This is a genomic window from Streptomyces vastus (genome assembly GCF_039532825.1).
GTDB lineage: Bacteria > Actinomycetota > Actinomycetes > Streptomycetales > Streptomycetaceae > Streptomyces > Streptomyces vastus.
In genome coordinates this window covers 35568-54657 of the sequence record NZ_BAAASJ010000043.1, presented here as the reverse complement: position 1 = coordinate 54657, position 19090 = coordinate 35568, and the positions used below count along the sequence as shown (strand labels likewise).

At 64.8% G+C, this 19090-nt stretch carries 18 protein-coding genes; 12 read left to right on the top strand and 6 right to left on the bottom strand.

What is annotated here, in order from left to right:
* The first annotated feature begins 26 nt into the window (after positions 1 to 26).
* A complete protein-coding gene (locus ABD357_RS21555; protein ID WP_344392130.1) occupies positions 27 to 1241 on the top strand; it encodes an NsdA family TPR-like regulatory protein in 1215 nt (404 codons plus the stop codon).
* A 245-nt stretch (positions 1242 to 1486) separates the two neighbouring features.
* Here the strand turns inward: ABD357_RS21555 and ABD357_RS21550 are convergent, their stop codons facing one another.
* The 4 genes from ABD357_RS21550 to ABD357_RS21535 all read right to left on the bottom strand — a co-directional run bounded on the left by ABD357_RS21550 (position 1487) and on the right by ABD357_RS21535 (position 7824).
* Positions 1487 to 2722 carry a phage major capsid protein gene (locus ABD357_RS21550; protein ID WP_344392129.1) on the bottom strand — a complete coding sequence of 412 codons (1236 nt, stop codon included), beginning with the start codon at positions 2720 to 2722 and terminating at the stop codon, positions 1487 to 1489.
* A gap of 1260 nt (positions 2723 to 3982) precedes the next feature.
* A complete protein-coding gene (locus ABD357_RS21545) occupies positions 3983 to 5335 on the bottom strand; it encodes an AAA family ATPase (RefSeq protein ID WP_344392127.1) in 1353 nt (450 codons plus the stop codon).
* 490 nt (positions 5336 to 5825) lie between these two features.
* Positions 5826 to 6092, bottom strand: a complete 267-nt coding sequence (locus tag ABD357_RS21540) for a hypothetical protein (RefSeq protein WP_344392126.1) — start codon at positions 6090 to 6092, stop codon at positions 5826 to 5828.
* Positions 6093 to 6297: 205 nt separating this feature from the next.
* Positions 6298 to 7824, bottom strand: coding sequence for a recombinase family protein (locus ABD357_RS21535; protein WP_344392125.1), 1527 nt, complete (start codon positions 7822 to 7824; stop codon positions 6298 to 6300).
* 9 nt (positions 7825 to 7833) lie between these two features.
* Here ABD357_RS21535 and ABD357_RS21530 point away from each other — a divergent pair, with 9 nt between their 5' ends.
* Together ABD357_RS21530 and ABD357_RS21525 are read left to right on the top strand one after the other, a co-directional pair.
* Positions 7834 to 8100: a VOC family protein gene (locus ABD357_RS21530; protein ID WP_425584958.1), complete on the top strand. Its 267-nt coding sequence runs from the start codon at positions 7834 to 7836 to the stop codon at positions 8098 to 8100.
* Between the two features lie 222 nt (positions 8101 to 8322).
* Positions 8323 to 8943 (top strand): hypothetical protein, encoded by a 621-nt coding sequence (locus ABD357_RS21525; RefSeq protein WP_344392124.1) that lies wholly within the window; start codon positions 8323 to 8325, stop codon positions 8941 to 8943.
* Here ABD357_RS21525 and ABD357_RS21520 read toward each other — a convergent pair.
* Positions 8919 to 10073, bottom strand: coding sequence for a hypothetical protein (locus ABD357_RS21520; RefSeq protein WP_344392123.1), 1155 nt, complete (start codon positions 10071 to 10073; stop codon positions 8919 to 8921). The two genes, ABD357_RS21525 and ABD357_RS21520, sit on opposite strands and share 25 nt — an antisense overlap.
* Before the next feature lie 1099 nt (positions 10074 to 11172).
* Here ABD357_RS21520 and ABD357_RS21515 point away from each other — a divergent pair.
* The 4 genes from ABD357_RS21515 (at position 11173) to ABD357_RS21500 (ending at position 12517) form a co-directional block, all read left to right on the top strand.
* Complete coding sequence (locus tag ABD357_RS21515) at positions 11173 to 11412, top strand: hypothetical protein (protein ID WP_344392121.1); 240 nt, start codon at positions 11173 to 11175, stop codon at positions 11410 to 11412.
* A gap of 354 nt (positions 11413 to 11766) precedes the next feature.
* Positions 11767 to 12018, top strand: a complete 252-nt coding sequence (locus ABD357_RS21510) for a hypothetical protein (protein WP_344392120.1) — start codon at positions 11767 to 11769, stop codon at positions 12016 to 12018.
* Positions 12015 to 12359 carry a hypothetical protein gene (locus tag ABD357_RS21505; RefSeq protein ID WP_344392118.1) on the top strand — a complete coding sequence of 115 codons (345 nt, stop codon included), beginning with the start codon at positions 12015 to 12017 and terminating at the stop codon, positions 12357 to 12359. Before ABD357_RS21510 ends, ABD357_RS21505 begins: the two co-directional genes overlap by 4 nt.
* A 17-nt stretch (positions 12360 to 12376) precedes the next feature.
* Positions 12377 to 12517 carry a hypothetical protein gene (locus tag ABD357_RS21500; protein WP_344392116.1) on the top strand — a complete coding sequence of 47 codons (141 nt, stop codon included), beginning with the start codon at positions 12377 to 12379 and terminating at the stop codon, positions 12515 to 12517.
* A gap of 57 nt (positions 12518 to 12574) precedes the next feature.
* On the opposite strand, the gene ABD357_RS21495 is transcribed toward ABD357_RS21500, so the two are convergent.
* Positions 12575 to 12787, bottom strand: a complete 213-nt coding sequence (locus ABD357_RS21495; RefSeq protein WP_344392429.1) for a DUF397 domain-containing protein — start codon at positions 12785 to 12787, stop codon at positions 12575 to 12577.
* A gap of 51 nt (positions 12788 to 12838) precedes the next feature.
* Between ABD357_RS21495 and ABD357_RS21490 the strand changes: the two genes are divergently transcribed.
* From ABD357_RS21490 to ABD357_RS21470, 5 genes are all read left to right on the top strand, one after another.
* Positions 12839 to 14608: a hypothetical protein gene (locus tag ABD357_RS21490; protein WP_344392115.1), complete on the top strand. Its 1770-nt coding sequence runs from the start codon at positions 12839 to 12841 to the stop codon at positions 14606 to 14608.
* Positions 14609 to 14830: 222 nt separating this feature from the next.
* Positions 14831 to 15379, top strand: a complete 549-nt coding sequence (locus ABD357_RS21485; RefSeq protein WP_344392114.1) for an ATP-binding protein — start codon at positions 14831 to 14833, stop codon at positions 15377 to 15379.
* Positions 15380 to 15701: 322 nt separating this feature from the next.
* Positions 15702 to 16898 (top strand): GmrSD restriction endonuclease domain-containing protein, encoded by a 1197-nt coding sequence (locus ABD357_RS21480; RefSeq protein WP_344392113.1) that lies wholly within the window; start codon positions 15702 to 15704, stop codon positions 16896 to 16898.
* The gene (locus ABD357_RS21475) at positions 16891 to 18069 is read left to right on the top strand and encodes an AAA family ATPase (protein WP_344392111.1); all 1179 of its coding nucleotides are present in this window, start codon (positions 16891 to 16893) and stop codon (positions 18067 to 18069) included. The genes ABD357_RS21480 and ABD357_RS21475 overlap by 8 nt, the downstream gene beginning before the upstream one ends.
* Positions 18070 to 18186: 117 nt before the next feature.
* Entirely contained in the window at positions 18187 to 19041 is an 855-nt protein-coding gene (locus tag ABD357_RS21470) for a hypothetical protein (protein WP_344392110.1), read from the top strand.
* The last annotated feature ends 49 nt before the right edge of the window (positions 19042 to 19090 follow it).

The window sequence follows — 19090 nt, the reverse complement described above, 5'->3', positions numbered from 1 at the left end:
GACAGCACCCCGGACGGAGTACCGGAATGGCAGCAAAGCGGCAACGCCTCGCGCAGCGCCGGAAGGCGAGCGGGTACACCCAAGAGCAATTCGCGGACGCCCTGAAAGTCGACCGCACCACGGTGCAGCGCTGGGAAAAGGGCGAGGTTGACCCGCAGCCGCATCAACGGCCGAAAATGGCAAAGCTGTTGCAGCTCACCTCAAGAGAGCTTGACGAATTGCTGACGGCCGATGTTCTGCCCGTTACTGCGGGGCCCAGTTGGATTGTTCCCGCGCAGCCGGCCAACGATGACGAAATGGCCGCTTGGGAGTTGTCTCGACGCGTACAGGCAAGCGACGTCGGAGACGAGACACTAACCCGCCTTGAGCGCACCTTTGATGAATTGGCAATGGCCTACCCGGTTACGCCCCCTGCTGATCTTTTGGAGCGGGTACGGCAGCACTCCGCGTATGTCGTAAAGCTACTCGACGCGCGCAAAACGCTTTCGGAACATCGGCGGTTGCTGGTCGTCGGTGGGTGGCTTTCCCTGTTCGGCGCAACGCTCCATATCGACCTGAAACAGGAACACGCGGCAACGGCCAGTCTGCAAGCTGCGGTTACCCTCGCGCGGCAGGCGGAACATCCGGAAATCGAAGCATGGTGCTTTGAAACCGACGCGTGGCGCGTCCTCACGGACGGCGATTACGCCAAGGCTATTGAACTCTCGCAAGCGGCCCAGGCAATCGCCCCTGTGGGAACGTCGGCCCTGATTCAGGCAACCGCCCAGGAAGGGCGCGCACGCGCGAGGCTTGGCCACTCGACAGAGACATACGCGGCTATCGAGCGGGTACAGGGCATGGCTGCCAAGCTGGGAATCCCGGACCGCCCGAAAGAACACCACTACCAATACGATCCGGCAAAGGCGCTCGCCTACACAGCAACAACGCTCGCATGGCTTGGTGACGCTGCCGCAGAACCGTACGCGCGTGAGGTAATCGCGCGGCTGAGTCCATCCGATGACGTCAGTAAATGGCCGCGCCGTGTTGCTTCCGCGAACATCGATTTGGCGCTAGTCCTGCTCGCGGACAACCGCCTTGATGAGGCGTGCGACTCGGCACAGAAAGCCATAATGAGCGGTCGAGTTGTCCCCTCTAATCACTGGCGAGCGTTGGAAGTAGTCAACGCCGTTGAGGCTCGACAACTGCCGGAAGCGCCCGAGCTGCGCGAGGCGTACGAGGGTTTGAAAGCCATTGAAGCGTAAGGGGCCGGTATGGCGGTGAGTCTGCGTAAGCGCGAGGAAGTCATTTACCGGGCAGGCGTCCATGTGAGGCATGGGCACATCGAGCAAGAGACAAGCGAACACGCCGTTATCCAGAAGGATGACGGTAAGTACGTACTCATTCCGCAGGAAGACATAGCGGCTAAGCGCCTGCCGTAAACGCAGAAAAGGGCCCCTCTACCGTCCCGCGAATGCGAGGCGATAGAGGGGCCCTTGTGTGTCCTGGCTTAGCTTGCGCCACCTACGAAATGCTTGATGGCGCCGGTAAGGTCGACCATCGCAGCGTCGGCACGCATGAGCGCACGGAACGTCACAAGGTCGGAGTCAAACGCGAAATCGTCCGACCGTTCAAACCGGACGCCCCCAGCGATCCTCACGAAATACTGCGAGAAATCGCCGAACAGAACCGACTTAGCCGACAGTCCGATTGCCGGAACGTTCGGGTCAATGACAACCGGCTTGTTCAGAAGCAAATCGGGTTGACCCGCGATCGTTGACGGCTGCCAAACATACTGGCCGTTAGTCGCATCCTTGATCTTCCGAATCGTTGCCGCCGTGCCATCTGCCATCATCCAACGGCAAGACGCACTCATGCGGTACGGAGCAATCACGCTATAGAAAAGCGAGATCAGATAGTCAGCGCCCCTGTCCGCCGTTTCCTGGGCGCCGAAACCGCCACTCAGGCCCGTTGCGCCGGTAGCGCCTGCCGTTGAGTCCGTGAGGATGCCTCGCGGCTGCGCGCTGCCCGTTCCCGTGAGGGCGTGCACCCCGAACGCGTTGCCCAGGGCCCTGCCCGCCTGCATGGCGAAATAGCCCTCAAGGTCAACGCCTGTGTCTGTCAGGAGTTCCGTACTGACTTGGAACTTGGCGCCGTACTTATAGGCGCCCAGGTCGACGCTGCCGAATGCCGGGTCACTGGTCGCAATGGTGCCCGCCTCCGCAACGAGGGCGCCGGAACTGTGGGCAGTCGTCTTGGGCACAGGGATTGTCTCGCCACTGGTCGTGTTGAGGACCGTAACGCCTGCCTGCATAACCCCAGACGACTCAATCAGATGGGCCATGAGGCGGTTATAGAAACCCTGCGGAACAACGCTGCCACCGGCGCCGGCCGACAGCTTAGAGAGGGTGCGGAAATCGACCGGTCCCCCAGGGTGCCGGATTTCGAACTGTCGCCCACCCTGGCCCCTCGCCCAGGACCTGAGTTCCTCGTTACGGATTACGCCACCCGCACGGCCGTAACCGTCGAGCATGGCAGCCGCATTCTGGGCGCTGCGTTCGTCCGTCTGGATTTGCTGTATGCGCTGGTCGTACTCGTCAATGTCCGTCATGAGCCGCAGCCACTGACGTTCTTCCTCGCCAGAGAAACCGCGCTTTTCAGCGTCCACGCGGTCGGCAAGGGCCTTAGCTTCGTTCCAAGTGCGCTGCCTGTTTTCATGCAGCGTCTTAATGAGTTCAGAAGACATGATGGGGTACCCACCTGTTCCATTAGTCGTGACTGGAATTCAGGTGGGTTTCGCCCTGCCTGGTAATGACGGTGTTCAGTTAGAGGGATGGATAAAGCCTGTCCCTTTGCCACACACGAAAGCCGCACGCGCCATGTCAAGACGTGCGGCTTTCGTGCGCGCGCTATTCGGTTGTGTTTGCGGGATGGGTGGCGCCCTGTCCCGCAAAGTGGGCGAGCGACTAAGGCAGGCGCACGTTTGGCGGAGGTAACCCGCGCGCCTTAAAGCCGCTCGCCCCTTGAGTCCGATGAGGTCAGATCGGACCCAAGATCAGTCGGGGCGAAAACGGCCCCGCAAAATTTTGGAAGTTTGGGCCGGGGCTGCCAAGCGTGCCCCTTCAAAAAATCAAGCCTCTGACCTGCGGTTTTGTGGTGCGCGCTCCGCCGGCCTGCGCCTGTGACCTGCGTCTTTGCCTGTGCCGCCTGAGTGCGTGGCGCGCTGCCCAGGTGGTTTATGCCGTGGCACTGTCGGACGCCTCGCGCTTGCCGCTTATCCACACGCGCCAGTAATGCGTCATGCACAGGCCCTGTGTGTGTTGCGGATTGCGGCAGTCATGCACTGTGCATGGTCCGAGTCGTCTGCCTCGCTCGCGCATATAGCAGGGTCGGCAGAGTCCGCGCGCGATGACGGGTGAGGCGCATCCGTCGGTTGTGCATTCAGCGGTCACGGCTGCCCCCTCTGCTGTGTGTGCGCCCAGGCGAGCGGGCAGCCGACCGGCACCGTGACAACCCTCAATGAAGCGCGGTGCCGGTCGGCAGTAGCGGGAACGCCCAGGGCGCCGTGTGAGGGCGTTCCCGCGTTCAGTGGCGCCCCGGTAGCGGCAGGCGCGCGCGAGGCGCCCAGGCGGGCAGCGTGGCGCGTGCTGGGGCCGGACATGAGGAAGGCTCCGACCAGTGAGGCGGAGCCTTGATTCCGGCGCCCAGGCATGCGGGACGTGCTTCAACCTTCACTTGATCATTTGCATTTGTCCAGCGATTCAGGCGCCTGTTTTTGTCGGCTGTCTTGTGCCTGTCGCCTTGCGTAGCTATGCGGGGGTACTACGTACACCCCCGCAGCTATAGCTACACGATCAAGGTTTGCGATCAAGGAATAGCTACCAAAGCATTACGTGCCTGGTCAGAGGTAGTTACGAAAGCACTACGGGATAGCTACGGTAGTTACGGCCGATAGCTACGAAAGCACTACGGGATCTTGTTTCGTAGCTACCGGATAGCTACGGGATCAAGGCGCGTCCATGGACAACTGGGCGCAGATTTCTTCCCGTGCCGTTGCTGCCGCCTCGCCCGCTATCGCGTCCGCCTGCCGCTGCCCCTCGTACGTCACTTGATAACGCCCTGTGTTCGGAACCTTCTCTATGAGGCCCTTACTTATTAGTCCCTTCATATGCGTGGCCATTTTGGCGCGCTCGTCTTTCTTGCCCAGGTGTTCGGCGACGCCTGTAGGTGATGCGCCTATCTCCCCGAAATCGGAGATAGCGCAAAGGGCCTCCGCTTGCTTGCCTGTCACGATGATTTGCACGCTGATTGGTTCGGCCGTAAACGCGCCCTGCACTCGGAGCGCCAAAGAGTCGCCAGTCTTTACAGCCTCTAGAACTAGGTCCGGCGCTTCCTGCATGTCTTTCTGGGCGAGGCTTTTAACGGTGACTCTGGCCGCGCCCTTGTCTCGCTTCACCTCAAACTCTGAGTCGATAGCCGCGAGGATGGCCGTTGCACCCCTCGCGCGCCCTCCCTCGTTGCCTGAGTGGTGTACGAGCATGGCGCCCGCCCCTGTCCACTCTCTGAGCTTGTCCAGTCGGGCAACGATCCGGCCCATATCCGTGTTGCTGTTTTCCTCGTGTCCGACAGTGCAGCGCGCTTGAGTGTCGAAGATGACCAGTCCGAACGCGCCTTGACGCGCGTACGCGATTAGCTCGCGCATCTGGACGTCATCACCTATCTGCACGGCTTTTGGGTAGAACGTGACTCCTGTCATTTTCCGGCCGTTCATTTCTTCCCAGGCGCGCACGCGTGGCCGTATCCCTCGCGCGCCCTCCGCGACCACATAAAGCACAGGCGTTTGAGTTGTCTTATAGCCGAACCATCTTTCTCCGGTGCCGATAGCCGCAGCCATGGACAGGGCTATGAATGACTTGAGGCTTTTGGGTGGCCCGAATATGCGGCAGAGTGTGTCCCGGTTGATAAAGTCGGCAATCAATGGTTCATGGTCCGGGATGCTGTCGAGCGTGTCTGTGGATAGCGCGTCCGTAGCGAAACGTTGCGCAAGTGAGGCCCTGCCTTCCTCGGATTCAAGCGCGGAGGAGAATTCATTCTCTTCAATTTCGACCGCTTGTCGTTGGGCCTTGCTATAGCTGAGTATCTCCTTTGCCTTGGTTAGTTCGGCTGCCTTGCGCCTGTGCGCCTCTATGAGCGCCTCTGTCTTGTCGTCAACGCCCGTAACGGCGAGCTTTGACGATACGGCGCTTACGATGCGCTGTACTTCCTCGCTGTGACTCTCTAGCGGTTTCTCTTGTGGGTTGAGTAGCCACCACAGTGCGAGGCGCGCGTTTATCTCTGACTCTGGCAATTCATCACTCAACCGTGCCTCCGCCGAATGGGTCAGTTACGACCATGGCGCCCAGTCCTGCGGCTTGGGCTGCGCGGATTGCGTCCGGCACGTCCGACAGGATGCCGCCCAGTACCGGGCAGCCTTCATCGTGTTGGATGGAAATTCCGTACCGGTTTCCTGCCCCCTGCACAATGAAGTCAACGCGAGAGTGGCGACAGTGCGAGCATGCATAGTGCTTCGCAAACTCTTTGAGTCCTTTGGGCGGTCCGCTGGGCGCCGGCCTAGGCTTCCTCTTCTTCTTTTTCTTGGGCATGGTGACACCTCTCCGATAAGTGGGGTCAAAGGTCAAGTCATGCACTCTGAATGCCCTATGGCTGACCGGTCATCGCGGGATGTCTGCCCCGCTCGGGAATTCAGCCGCTGCGCCTAGGGTTCGTTCCCCTCGCAGTTGGGCGGATGTGGAGTTGTGTGCAGAGTGGATTAGCGCCCAGGGCGCGGAGTGCACAGGCGCGATATCCGGCTATGCGGCATCGAGGGAATCCCCGTCCGGGGCGGGAAGGGGCGTTAGGTCCGTCAGAGCGACGCCCATGCGGTCGAGGGCCGCGCGCACGATGCGGGCCGCTTGTGCGAGCTGTACGGGGTCGTCTACGGCCCGTTGAACATGCGAGGCGGCAGTGGCAGCCTTCAACTCGCGTTCAAGGGCGGAGGTGTCCGCGTCGGGGTGGTGCCGTTTCTGTGCGGCAAGACGTGCGCGGAGTTTTGCGGCCTCGGGAGAGATAGGAGGCATGGGGCGTCCTGGAATATGTCCCGCCCAGGGACATGGGGCCGGTATCTCGTCATCACAGCCCGGATGCCAATAAGGCTAGGCACAGAATGCTTGCCACCGGTAGAGGGGTTTCGACCGGCCTCACACCCCAGGAAAGATGATCGCTTTCAACAAGCAAAAGGCGGCCCCCAGTTGGAGAGCCGCCGTTTGCTGGATGTGACCTACATCATGCCTCGCGCCACTTGATCGCTACGCGGTTCTGATCAAAACCCTTGGTTCCCGGCTTGGCGCGCTTGATCGTCACGGAGTCGATGAACATGCGCAGGAATGCGCGCTTCTCGTCAAGCGTCATGCCCCCGTCCCAAGCCGTCCGTGCCGCCGTGACGGCCGTGATGTTCATCTTCGTAGTGGGCGCCGGTACGGCAGCGAGTTCGGCCCGTAGACGCTCCTCCCGCTCGTTCAGACCTGACCGCATGTTCTTCCACTCAGCGAGCGTCAGTTCACCGCGTCCCCGTTCCGCAGCGATTTCGTTGCGCTCCGCCTCAACTGCCGTGAGTTGGGCGGTGAGTTCATCCCGGCGCGCACCATGGTCGTCAGAGGTGAGGGCATCGAGGAATCCCGGCTTTTCCAGTTCGGCGAAAAGCCGGTCGGTGACGTTCTTTTCGGTGGCTTCCAGCATCACGCCCGTGCAGCCCTTACCGCCCCGGTTCGGGTGGCACAACAGGTACGGTGTCCGCTTGCCGTTCTTGAGTTTCTTTACCGAGCCGACCATGGGCGCATTGCATACCCCGCACACTGCCAGGCCACCGGTAAGGGTGTATTTGCGCCCAGTGGCATTGCCCTTGTGCGCGTCGGTAATCGGGTAGGTGAATCCGTCCGACTTACGCACGGTGCGCGGGGCAGACAGCTTTGCCCGGCACGCCTGCCACGTTGCCTCATCCAGAATGGGCGCCCAGTTGCCACGGCCCACAATCACGCCCTGATGCACCCGGAATCCTGCAATGGTCGGCTTGGTCACCATGGACTTCACAGAGCTTGCCGTGAGCGTCGACGGACGGGTTACAGGCTTCCCCGATGCGTCCGTGACTATCTCGCCGTTGGCGTCCTTCACTTTCACCTTGTGCGCGCCGACCAGTCCACGCGAGCGCAATTCGGCAGCGATGTTGGCGAGCGACCATCCATCGAGCACCTTTTCAGCGGCCCACCGGATAGCCTCTGCCTGCTCCGGAATGATGACGTACGTCTTGTTCCCGGACTCGTCCACGCCGTGGCCGTACCCGAACGGCTTGGACCCTGCCGCGCGCCCCTGGGCGGCATTCTCGGCAAGACGATCATTGACCCGCTTTTTCATCTTGCGCACCTCCCCGGCATTGAGTACCGCGCGGATTCCGGCGACTTCATCATGTACGCGTACAACGCCGTCCCTGTTCGTGTGCAGCTCACTGATTCCGGCTGCGTCCAGTTCTGCGGCCAGAGTGAACCACTCGACCTCACGCCGCTCCAACCGGGACTGTTCAACGGCCCAGACATGGGCGACTTCCCCGCCTGCCAGTGCCGCGCGGAAAGCCTCGTACCGGGGTCTGTGGTCCCCGTTGGCTGCGGAGATACCGGCATCGGCGAACACGACCACGGGCAGGCCCGGCCACATGCTCGCGGCGTACGAGCGGCCCCACCCTTCCTGAAGGTCGACACCTTCATAGCTTCCGTCGGGGCGGGGGGACAGTCGGCAGTACAGAGCAACAGATCGAGTCATAACCCCAGCGTGCGCCTGGTTACGTCTTCAGAGCAAGTCCCCGAGTCGAAGACCGGCAAGAACCGCATCCACTTCGATGTTGCCGCGCCGGACCCGGCTTCTGAGCAGGGGCGAGTGGAGGAGTTGGGCGGTCGGCTGCTCGAGCAGTATGCGGCTGGAGGCTTCCTGGTCATGGCCGATCCCGAAGGGAACGAATTCTGCATCATTCCGCCAGGGCCTTTCGAGGTCGACGACGACGGGCACGGGAACTATCTCGGCGGTTGCAGTGCCTCGTAAACTCGCCGGCCAGCGGCGCCAGGACGCCCTCACGGAGCCGTCCGTCCTGCCTTGGCTCCCGAGCAGGATGGGCCTCAGCGGGCGGCGGAAGCTGTTCGGAGGGTCGCATAGTACGAGGCGGAGCGAGCGGGCGAGGGCTTTCCGGGGCCGCACATGTCGAGCGCGTGCGGGGCTGATAGACAACAGAGCCGAACTGGCCCCGACCGACAAGGACATGAGGAGATGGTGCTTGCCGAGCAGACGCTCGTCGGGTTGAGGCTGCGCGGACAGCAAGTCCAGGCCGCCATCACCGTGTTCGCCGACGAGGCACGTCGACGCTCCATGGCCGACCTGGGGGCCGTCGACAGCCGCGCGCTGCTCACCGTCCTGTACGACCTTCCCGTGGACGTTCCGGTGCGGCTGTCATCGCTGGGCACGTACGCCTTGCGGGCGCTGCGCGCCGCGCCCCTGGGCATCGTGGACCTGGACGACAGCCAGGGAACGGCGGTACGACGCCTCGTGCCTGCCACTCGCGTCGAGTTGATTCTCGTACACGGACCCGATGGCATCCCACCCCGCGAGTGGGACCCGGCGGTCCGGGACGCCTCGCAGTTCGCGCCGTTCTGTGCCCGTGGGGTCGTCGTCTGGCAGCCCGAACAGGAAGGCCAAGTATCGCCCCCTGACCCTGATCTCGACCTGCTCCTCCTCAAGGCCCGCTTCTACGGCGTCGGCGTCGCTACCCAGAGCCCGCGGGGGCTGCGCTGGTTCCTGGAGCCCGCCCCCTACCGGCCTCAGCGGCACTCATCCGCCCAGTGGCTGTTTCACGAGCAGGCCTGGCGTCAACTCGGACCGGATTGGTCCTGACCTCGGGGCTGCTCGGCTGAGGGCAGAGGGAGGGGACTCTGCCGGCGCCAGGCCTGAAGCACCTTCGGGAACTCGAGTTCCGTGTCCGTCTGAGAGGCGAGCAGTCGATGGTGCTCCCATGAGTCTACGAGCTTCTGCCGCCACCAGTCGATGCGCTCGTGACCCGGCAAGGTCGCGTCCAACTCATAGTGCAGGGCGTACAGTTCGCGGACAGTGTGCTGCAGAGCGGCACAGACGTCGATGTCGCTGTCGATGAAGCGGGTGAGCGGAGCGCCATCGCATACAGCGCAGCCGCAGGTCCACGGGTCGACATGGGCGAACCAGTCCTGGAGGGTCGCCACGCGGAGGTAGCGAAGCAGTCGCCGTACCAGAACCACCGTGTACGGTTTGCGGCCACCACCTCCGTTGTCAGGTCGCGGAGCCACACCGAAGCGGAGCACCGCCGATGCTCCGACTGCAGCCCCCAGCGCCCCATGAGCCATGGCGTCGAATGCGGCGAGATCGGTCCGCCAGAGGACGAGTCGTGGGCAGGACCGGCACAACTGCCTTAGTCCTTCCGGCACATGGGAACGCTTGAGGGGATCCTCGTCCGCCTGCATGATCAGTGCCACGGGGTGCCGACAGGCCCGTATTCCCTTCACGAGATGGTGTAGGGAAACGCCTCGCAGCCACCGGTAACTGCACGGCAGCAGCACGATCGTATCCTCGCGGTCCAACTGATTGGTCTGGCCGATCACGGCCTTGAACACTGACGCGTCGCCCGTCTCGTCCGGCGGGATGAAGCAGGTCGGCGTCACTGCGAACGAAACCTTGTTGTCGCGCTGGCCGTCGAGGATCTCGTTGAGGTCGGCCAGGCCCAGGGCGCGCCAGCCATGGCTGGTCGCAAGGCCGAACGGCGCGTCCACGGATGCGATCTCCCGCGTATGGCTGCCGTAGTCCACGGCCACGACCATGCCGGGCTGGGCATTGCGGATCTCCCTGCACCTGGCCGGAGCGTCGGCGCCCGTCAGGACCAGCCCGCCCGTGCGCAGCGGGACATGCGAAAGCACATCGTTCGCCGACCGGTCGTTGGCCATGATCAGCAGTCGGTCCCGCAGCAGCTCGTCGATCCCCTCGATCCCGTTCCGCATGGAATCGCCCCCTCACGGTCATCAGGCCGCCCCGCTGAGCTCACTGTCAGAGCCGTGAAACGATTCGCGCAAGACCGCCTGCCTGCGACGGAGCCGTTCTCAGCCACGGAGTGGATGCCGCTGTGCAAGGTTTGTTCTGGTCGGGAGTATCCCATTTCGTCACGTTCAGTGTCGGCGAGCCGTCCTTTCGTGACTGGACGTGACTGCGCCGTCGACGACTGGCTGGACTTCGTTGAGTGCGTGCTCGGTACGAAGGATGTGCCGGAGGGGTCGTTCCTGGAAGGCCTCGACAAGCGTCCGGTGGACGAGGTGCTGGCTGAACTCACGGCGTTCGAGGAGACTTGGGCGGTCAGATGGGCATGGACCCCGTCCGCCGGTTGCGCTTCCGCTTCCCGTGGCGGGGCGGGCACGGGGTCTTCGTCCCCTCCAGTGGCGTACTGCCCGCGTCCGCCTCGCCGAAATCCGTACCGACTGTGTCATCGGCCACCGTTGGCCACCTCCCGCGCACGCGCCCCGACCCACACACCCAACGCGCCCATCGTTACGGCACGTTACGAGTACTGTCCAGCCCGTAACCGCGTACGCTCGCGCAGCGTACGCGGGTCAGAGCTGGTGAAGTGCCCTTCCGGGCGGCCACCTTGGGCACATGGCACGACCGGCCACCCGCCAACACCTCTTCACCGTACGTGTGTTCACCCAAGGCTTCAGCGCCACCCCACTCGGCGCCCGCCTCGCCCGCGTTTCCTGATGTGCCCGCAATGTCAAGGCAGTTGGCACAGGCGTACCCGTACGGGCTTGATCACTCTCGGCCTGTCCGTGGCAGACTTGGCTCGGGCGCGAACGTGTGCTCGGGCAATGCCGCAGTCGAACGGGGGCGGTCGCAGTGTCATGGGACGAGGAGTGGGCTCAGCTCAAGGCTGATGCCCTGGCGCGTCAACAGCAGTCGACTCACATGCAGCTGAACCAGTTGCCTGCTGACGTCGGGGGATCCTCCAGTGGTCCGGGGGGCTACGGAGACGGGTATTCCGTCAACGCCGCCTCCGTCGACGGAAGTTCGCATCTGCTCATCGAGATCGCAGGAGTTCTGTACGAAGGGCGGATGGACGCAGAGAATGCGACGACGTGCCGTGTTCCCCGCTCCCACGCCGACGTGGCCGCGAAAGTCGACACCTTCGCCCGCTACGCCAAGCACCAGTACGACGACGCGGTCGTGCTGCTCGCGGCGCTGGCCGGCCATCTGAAGTCCGCGAACAACACGTACGCCCAGTACGACCAGCGCGTCTTCCGGGCTCCGGTCCCAAGGTGGACGCCTTCCCCACGCTGGGCGACCACGTCGTGATCTCCGAGCCCCTGTACCGCATCAAGATGCGCGTCGACGGCCTGCCAGATGCCCAGGGCAACAACTACTGGCTGTGGTCCAACTCGGACGAGGGCCGTCGCGAGTACGTCTCTGCCAACAAGGAGCTCATCAAAGCCGCGGCACAGGACTCCGGGCTGCCGCCCGAGATGGTCGCCGGTATCGCCTGGCAGGAGGTCGAGGGCGATCCTGGCTGGATCGACGACGCAGCGTACGGAGCACGAAGGAACGTTCCCGGTCTCGAGGACGCCGACCAGACCTCGATGGGCCCGATCGCCATCCAAGGTCCGCCGGGCCGCCGAAGTACTCGGGTACGACCCGCACAACCTCACCGACATGCAGCGGGACGCCATTGTGGAAGCGACCAAGGACCCGGCCCAGAACACCTTCATCGCATCCGAGTACCTGGCCCAACTCAAGGCAGAGAGCGACTTTGCGGACGTACCGCCGGACCAGATGACCCGCGCCCAGATGCAAGAACTGGCCGCCCGCTACAACGGCGGCCCCTACTACGAGAGCGACGACGCCCAGGCATATGGTCGGGGCTTCGACCGGAAACTGGACGATGCAAAGGAGGCACTGAGGTGAGCTCCACCCCGACGGCCGATGTACGTGAGAGTGGGCAGCCGAGGTCGTCCAGCTGGGTCGGCACTGCCGTGTGCGCCGTCGTTCTCGCGCTCGGAACCCTGGTGACGGGCTACGTCGTCCTCACCGCCTACATGGTCGAGCCAGACGGGCCCTGGGACAGGCAAGCTGTGACCAACTCCAGCGTCGCAGCCGGCGTCGGCCTGGTCTTCTCCGGCGTCATGGCCCTGCTGACGTGGCTGTTCATCAAGGCCAAGTGGCTACGCAAGTGGTGGTACGCCATCCCCACGGCCCTGGCCATCGCCGCGCTGCTGCGGCTGACGGTACTCGCGCCGGAGATCTGAGAGGGCCTTCTGCGACTGTGCCCGCCGCCATCGGCTCCGCCACTGACGTGCTTGCTGTCGCCGAAGCCCTGCGGGAGGCGATCAACGGCCGGTTCGGTGACCTGTCGAGCGCCACCTTCGCTGACCGCTCGGCAGGCGCGGCTGAACAGCGCCAGTGAACGACTGTGCCCTGCACCGGAGTTGGGCCCGGGTGCGGGGCACGGCGCTGTGAACGGTCAGGCCTGGGCGGCGTACGAGACGAAGTCGGGCCAAGCGGCGGGGGAGAGGGCGAGTTGCGGGCCCTGCTTGTCCTTGGAGTCGCGTACGTGGACGGAGTCGGGGCAGGTGGCAACCTCGACGCAGTCCCCTTCGCTGCCGCTGCTGTAACTGCTCTTGAACCAGGCCGGTTCCCACTGGAGCGCAGGGCATCGAGCCGTAGACTCCGGCAGGGAACGCCGACGACGTCTGGCCGTTGCGCGCCCTCGCGGGGAGGAAATCGCATGCAGGACCCTTCGGACTCGATGGAGATCGCCGAGCCTGAGGAGAACGGCCCGAGCAATACCGCCGACTCACCTGTTGTGGACGATCCGACGTCCGACTCGGACATCGACTCGACGACGGCGTCGACGGTCCTGGTGGAGGTGCTCCCAGGGGTGGCTCTCGTCGCCGGTGAGGTCCCGCCGGAGCTGAAGCCCGATCTGATCGACTTCGGGATCGTGCCGGCTGCCGACCGCAAGCAGATCTCAGCGATCCTCGCCTCGATCGGGAACGCGGCGACCGTGGCCGGCAATCTCGGAAACGCGTTCGCCGGCGTGCAGGGGCTCTACAGGATCGGCGACACGGCACAGGCCCTGCTGAAGAGCGGCGCGACGCTCGCCGTCAAGGACGGCGGGAACCTCGGAGCGGTGATGGTTCCTGGCCGCATCCTGCATCAGGCTCGCTTCTACTCCGTGACTGCGGTGAACAAGGCGCAGACCGCGGCCTCGATCGGGCCGGCGCTGGCCATGGTCGCCCTTCAGATGATGCTGAGTGAGGTCTCGGGCCTCGTCAGGACCAACCTCGCGGTGACAAGTCAGGTCCTCACCACCATCCGCAAGGACCAGTGGGCCGAACTGACGGGGCTCGTCGCCGCCATCGATCGCGCGGTCGACCAGGCGCGAGAGATCGAATCGGTCCCGACGTCCTTGTGGGAGGACGTCGCGGGCAGTGGAGCGCTGCTGCAGAAGCAGCTTGAGCTCTACCAGGGGAACGTCCGCGACCACGTCAGGCAGATCGGTCGGGCCGACGCACGCAGCCACCGTGAGTATCTGCAGACGAACGCCGAGGCGATCGCCTTCGATGCCTACGCCCTCCTGTCCTCCCTCAAGGCATGGACCGGATATCACGCGCTCCGCGCCGCGAGGGCGAGAGCCGCTGGACGCGAAGACGCCGCCGAGGCGCAGTACGCCGAGGTCATCGCGCGCGACACCCGCGCGGAGTTCGACTCCGCTCTCGCCGAGACGACGAGCCTCGTCGACGCGCTGACGCGGGAGCTGCGGATCACCGCCGAGCTCCCCGGACCCGACGCATGGCCGCTGCCGGGGAAGCGGAAGGATGCGAAGGCAGCCCGCGAAACCTCCGCCCGTCTTCTGGAGGCGATCGAGCCTCTTGCCGACGCTCTCCATCCGCCGGCCCCTCCGCTTGAGGCTCCGGGCGTCGTCTGCGCACCCGAATCGCTGGATCGCGAGCCGTACCTTCGCATCCTGCGATGGCTCCTCGAGGACGGTGAGACCCTACGTGTCCTCGGCTTCCCCGATCAGCTCGATGCCCTCGGTCCCATTTCTGCGATCCTCGGTGGAGCGAAGGAGAAGCTGGCGGCAGCGAGGGACAAGGCCGCGGTAAAGACGCTGGTCGCCGTCACGGACCGCCGCATCATCACGGCCAAGACGAACGCATTCCTTGAGCAAGGCGAGATCCGTCGGGACATCCCGATTGACCGAGTGCGATACGTCCGAGCAACGACCACACACGACAAAAGCGCGCGCTTGGCGATCGACCTCATCACGCGCGACGAGAACATCCGGTGGCTCTTCCACGCCGACATCGACAACACTCAAGTGGAAGCGCTCGCCGCCGTGCTTGCCGAGTCGATGACGATCCCGGACATTGAACGCGATGAGCTTCAACGGCGGCGCCACGCCCCCATCGAGGCGGGCAAGAAGGGCGAGAGTGCCGGCACGAGGTCTACGGAACCGACTGGATCCGAGGCCACGAACTGCGATGGCGAGTAGGCCTCGAGCCGATTGACGAGGGGCCGCCCCGGCCGCACGTACCGAGCCTGGTCACGTGCGGCGGTAGGCATGGGTGCCAGATGCAGGCACGTTGACGGCACCCAAGCCCGCTCATGGTTACGAGACGTTATGAGTACTGTCCAGTCCGTAACCGCGTACGCTCGCGCAGCGTACGCGGGTCGGACCTGGTGAAGTGCCTCTACCGGCCGCCACATTGGGCACATGACACGACCGGCCACCCGCCAACACCCCGTCACCGTACGTGTGTTCACCCAGCGCTTCAGCGCCACCCCACTCGGCGCCCGCCTCGCCCGGCACCTCGCCCTGAACCAGCTCCACGACTGGGGCATCCCACACGGCACCCACGTCTCCGACACCGCAGCCGTGATCGTCGCCGAACTGTCGGCGAACGCGGTCACTCACGGCCGCGTACCGGGCCGAGACTTCGAACTGTCCCTCTCCCTGATCCCTGGCAGCCTCCGCATCGAGGTAACCGACACCCGCACCGAACTCCGCCCACCGGGCCCCGGCGACGTGAAGCCTCCAGAGCCCCTCGCCGACTCCGGCCGCGGCCTCCTCCTCGTGGAAACCCTCGCCGACCGTTGGGAGATCCTGGACCGCGAACCCCCCGGCAAGACCGTACGAGCCGAAATCGACCTTCCTCGCTGGCTGTCCCTGTTCAAGCAACAGCTGTGCCAGAGCGACGACGCCCCGGCATATGGCCGGGACTTCGCCCGGAAACTGGACGATGCGAGGAACGCACTGAGGTGAGCTCCGCCCCGACGGCCGCCCCGAACTCGGCCGGCACGGCCGTGCCCAGTGCGGCATTCGCCTGCTGAAGGGCGGTGCCACCGTTGGTCCCCACCTTCTCGCGAGCCTCGGGCGGGCCTCGCGCCGGGGTACCGGGGGCGGCGTGAGCGGGTGCGCATGGCAGCCGCGGAGTTATTCGAGCAGGGCCGCACGGACGTACAGGACGGGTCTGCCCCTCTCTCCGCCGTAATTCACGACTTCAGACTCAGTAAGGTGCCGGAAGGCGGACCTTGTAACGCCGCGTTGTACAGAGCGGCGAAGCTGACGAGGAGACACGGCGGACATGACAGGGCTGGAACACGAGGACGACCCCAGGGGGCCGCTCTTCGAGACGCCTGTCGAGATCGGAGCGAACGGGCGGCCCACCGGAGTCGAGCTGGAGCTGCCGCCCGACGAGTCCTCCTGGGCCGTGGGATACCTCGATCCGGAGAGCATCAGGATCGAGTCCCTGACTGTCACTGTCGATCTGCTGCTCACCCGGCTCCAGGAGATGACGCTCGATCTCGCACCGGACTTCCATCGCCGCATCGGCATGTGGAGCGACGTACAGCAGAGCCGGTTCATCGAGTCGCTTCTGCTCGGCCTCCCCATGTCGCCCTTCTACATGGCGCAGCAGGCCAACGACATCTGGTCCGTCGTCGACGGCATGCAGCGGCTCACCGCCATCGCCCGGTTCATGGCTCCCCAGCACACCGTTGGCCTGTCACCGCTGTTCCTGACGGGCCTGGAGTACCTGACGGACCGGGAAGGAGCGTTGTACGCACACCTGTCCGGGCGCATGCGCCTTCGGCTGAGCGAGACCAAGGTCGCCGTCCATCTCGTACGGCACCGCACCCCGGCGGCCGTGAAGCTCAACCTGTTCCGCCGGATCAACGCGGGGGGACAGCCGCTCACCCCGCAGGAGATCCGGCACGCCATGATTCCCGGCCCGGCCCGCGAACTGCTCGCCGATCTCGCGGAGCATCCGGCCTTCGGCGAGGCCACCGGGTACAGCGTGTCGAACGAGCGGATGAGCGACCGTGAGCTGGTGCTCCGCTTCCTGGCCTTCCGGCTCACGCCGCCGGACCGGTACCGGGAGCCGGACTTCGACCTGTTCTTGGCCAACGCCATGCACGGCCTCAACGAGCTCACCGATGAGCAACGGGATTGGGAGGCACGGGAGTTCAAAGAGGCGATGAAATGCGCGCTGAACGTCTTCGGGGACCGGGCGTTTCGCAGGTCGCTCGACCGTGGACGTGAACTCCCCGTCAACAAAGCCTTGTTCGAGGCTGTCGCAGTCAATGTCGCGACCCTGGACGACCAGCAGCGTGTTCGACTGGTAGCGTCGCGTGACGAAGTCCGTGACGGTCTGTCGGCCCGTCTGACCGGGGACTTCACCTTCGAACGCGCCCTCACCGTCGCCCCCGGCGACCCCGAGAACGTACGGACGCGGTTCGAGGTGGTGGCGGGACTCTTCCAGGAGGTACTGAGCGGTGATTGACCGGCTGACGCTGACCAATTTCAAGGCGTTCCAGCAAGCGGAGATCCCACTCGGTCCGCTCACCCTTTTGACGGGGCTGAACTCGTCCGGGAAGAGCACGGTGATGCAGGCGCTGGCCCTGCTGCATCAGTCGTACACGTCTGGCGACCTGGCGCATCCCGTACGTTTCGTTGGAGACGGATTCATCTTCAAGCAGGGCGGGGCAGGGTTTCTGCTCAACGGTGAGCTCGTCGGCCTCGGGACCGGACTGGACGTCCTGCACGAGGACTTCACCGGGGAGGCCCCGAGTATCACGCTGGCCGTGACCGAAGGGGATTACCACTACGCCTATACGGTCGCCTACGACCCCGAACAGAACTTGCTGCCCTTGGCCGGCGTCCAGCTGCCGGCAACTGAGGAGGGCCCGTCACGGCCCGACGGAATGGCGGATCTGTTCCCGGGGTACTTCGAGCGGCCGTTCCAATACCTCCACGCCGACCGCATCACCCCCGCCGAGCGTTACCCCCGCGACCATCAAGTGGCCATCGGTCGTGGCTTCCTCGGCGTCCGAGGCGAACACACCGTCAACTTCCTCCGGCACCACGCTCGCGGCGACCTCCCTGATGGGCCGCTGCGGCACCCTCGCGCAAAATCGCCCCAGCTGCTGGACCAAGTAGCCGCCTGGATGGGCGAGCTGTGCCCCGGCGTGAACATCGAAGCCGCCCCCATCGAGGGTACGGACACAGTCCGCCTGTCCTACGGCTTCGGCGACGCCCTCACCGCGACGGGGCGCCGGCGCCCCACCAACGTCGGTTTCGGTCTGACGTACGCCCTGCCCATCGTCGTCGCCTGTCTCACCGCGCAGTGGGGCGGGCTCGTCCTGCTGGAGAATCCGGAGGCGCACCTGCACCCTCAGGGCCAGACCAAGATGGCCCAGCTCGCCGCCTCCGCGGCCGCCCAGGGCGCACAACTCATCGTCGAGACACACAGCGACCACGTGCTCAACGGCATGCGGCTCGCGGTGAAGCGCGGCGTGCTCCCGGCTGAGCAGGCGGTCGTGCACTACTTCCGCAACGACGGTGCGGGAGCACAGGTAATCACCCCGAAGATCGACGAGGACGGCCATCTCGACCAGTGGCCCCAGGGCTTCTTCGACGAGCTGGAGAACACGCTGGAGCAGCTGCTCGACTGAGCCCGCTCGCCCAGGGTCCCGCCAACACACCATCACCCAGGGAGACTTGTGCCGCAGCTGTTCCTGAACGAGATGTCGTGCAGAAGTGCCTGCGAGCCGTTACAGGCAGACAGAGCCATGACGGAGTTCGCCCGCAGCGCGGCCGCGGTCCAGCGAGCGGACCCGGTCGGGACGACGCTGGTGACCGAAGCGAAGCTCAACCAGCTCCATATCGCGAACGGGTATCCGATCGGCAAGTGGATCGGTAATCCCAAGAACCGTGACGCGTGGACCCTGCTTCTCAAGCTGCGGACCAAGTCGCCGTTCAAGGAGGGGTATCCCGATGGCGTGGACGGCCTCGACGTCGAATACCGCCACGATGGCGTCGAGGTGGACGCCTTGGGCGCAGCCCATCTGACGGGCGGGATGGGCATCTCTCTTCCGGTGGACGCCTGCTGGGACGCGACCACGCTGTTGCTGGAGCGCGAGCGGCTGATGGAGGACGAGGACGGCACCACCGAGGTCGACGTCAGCCAAGTCGAGGTCCGGCACGCATCGGCCCGGGTGCACGTCGAGGAGCACCTGACCTGGATCAAGGCCTCCCGTGACACCGCCGCGACCACCGGCGCTCAGCTGTGGGAGAAGCGCGGCAAGATCTGCCCCAGCCTCCAGTTCCTGCCCGCTGTCGAGGACCAGCTGCGCGCCCTCGACGCGGCTTCCATCGCCGTCGTACGAAGGCGGCTGCTGGAGCTGCAGGAGTCCGTCGCCGACTGGGACCCGGACACACAGGCACGCCCGCAGTGGCGGGGAGACGTGCGCGGCGAGTTCGAGTCGCGCAAGCGCCTGTGCTGGTTCACCGACCTCGATGGCGAGCGGCGGTGCTTCTACTGGCACACCGACTACCCGCCCAAGCCCGGCCGCCTGCACTTCAGGCTCGTACCGGAGGACCGGACCGTACGCATCGCATACGTCGGCAGGAAGCTCGGAGTCTGAAGGCCCTCCGCAAGGGTCACGGCCGGCCCGCCGTCCCTTACGGTTGGGA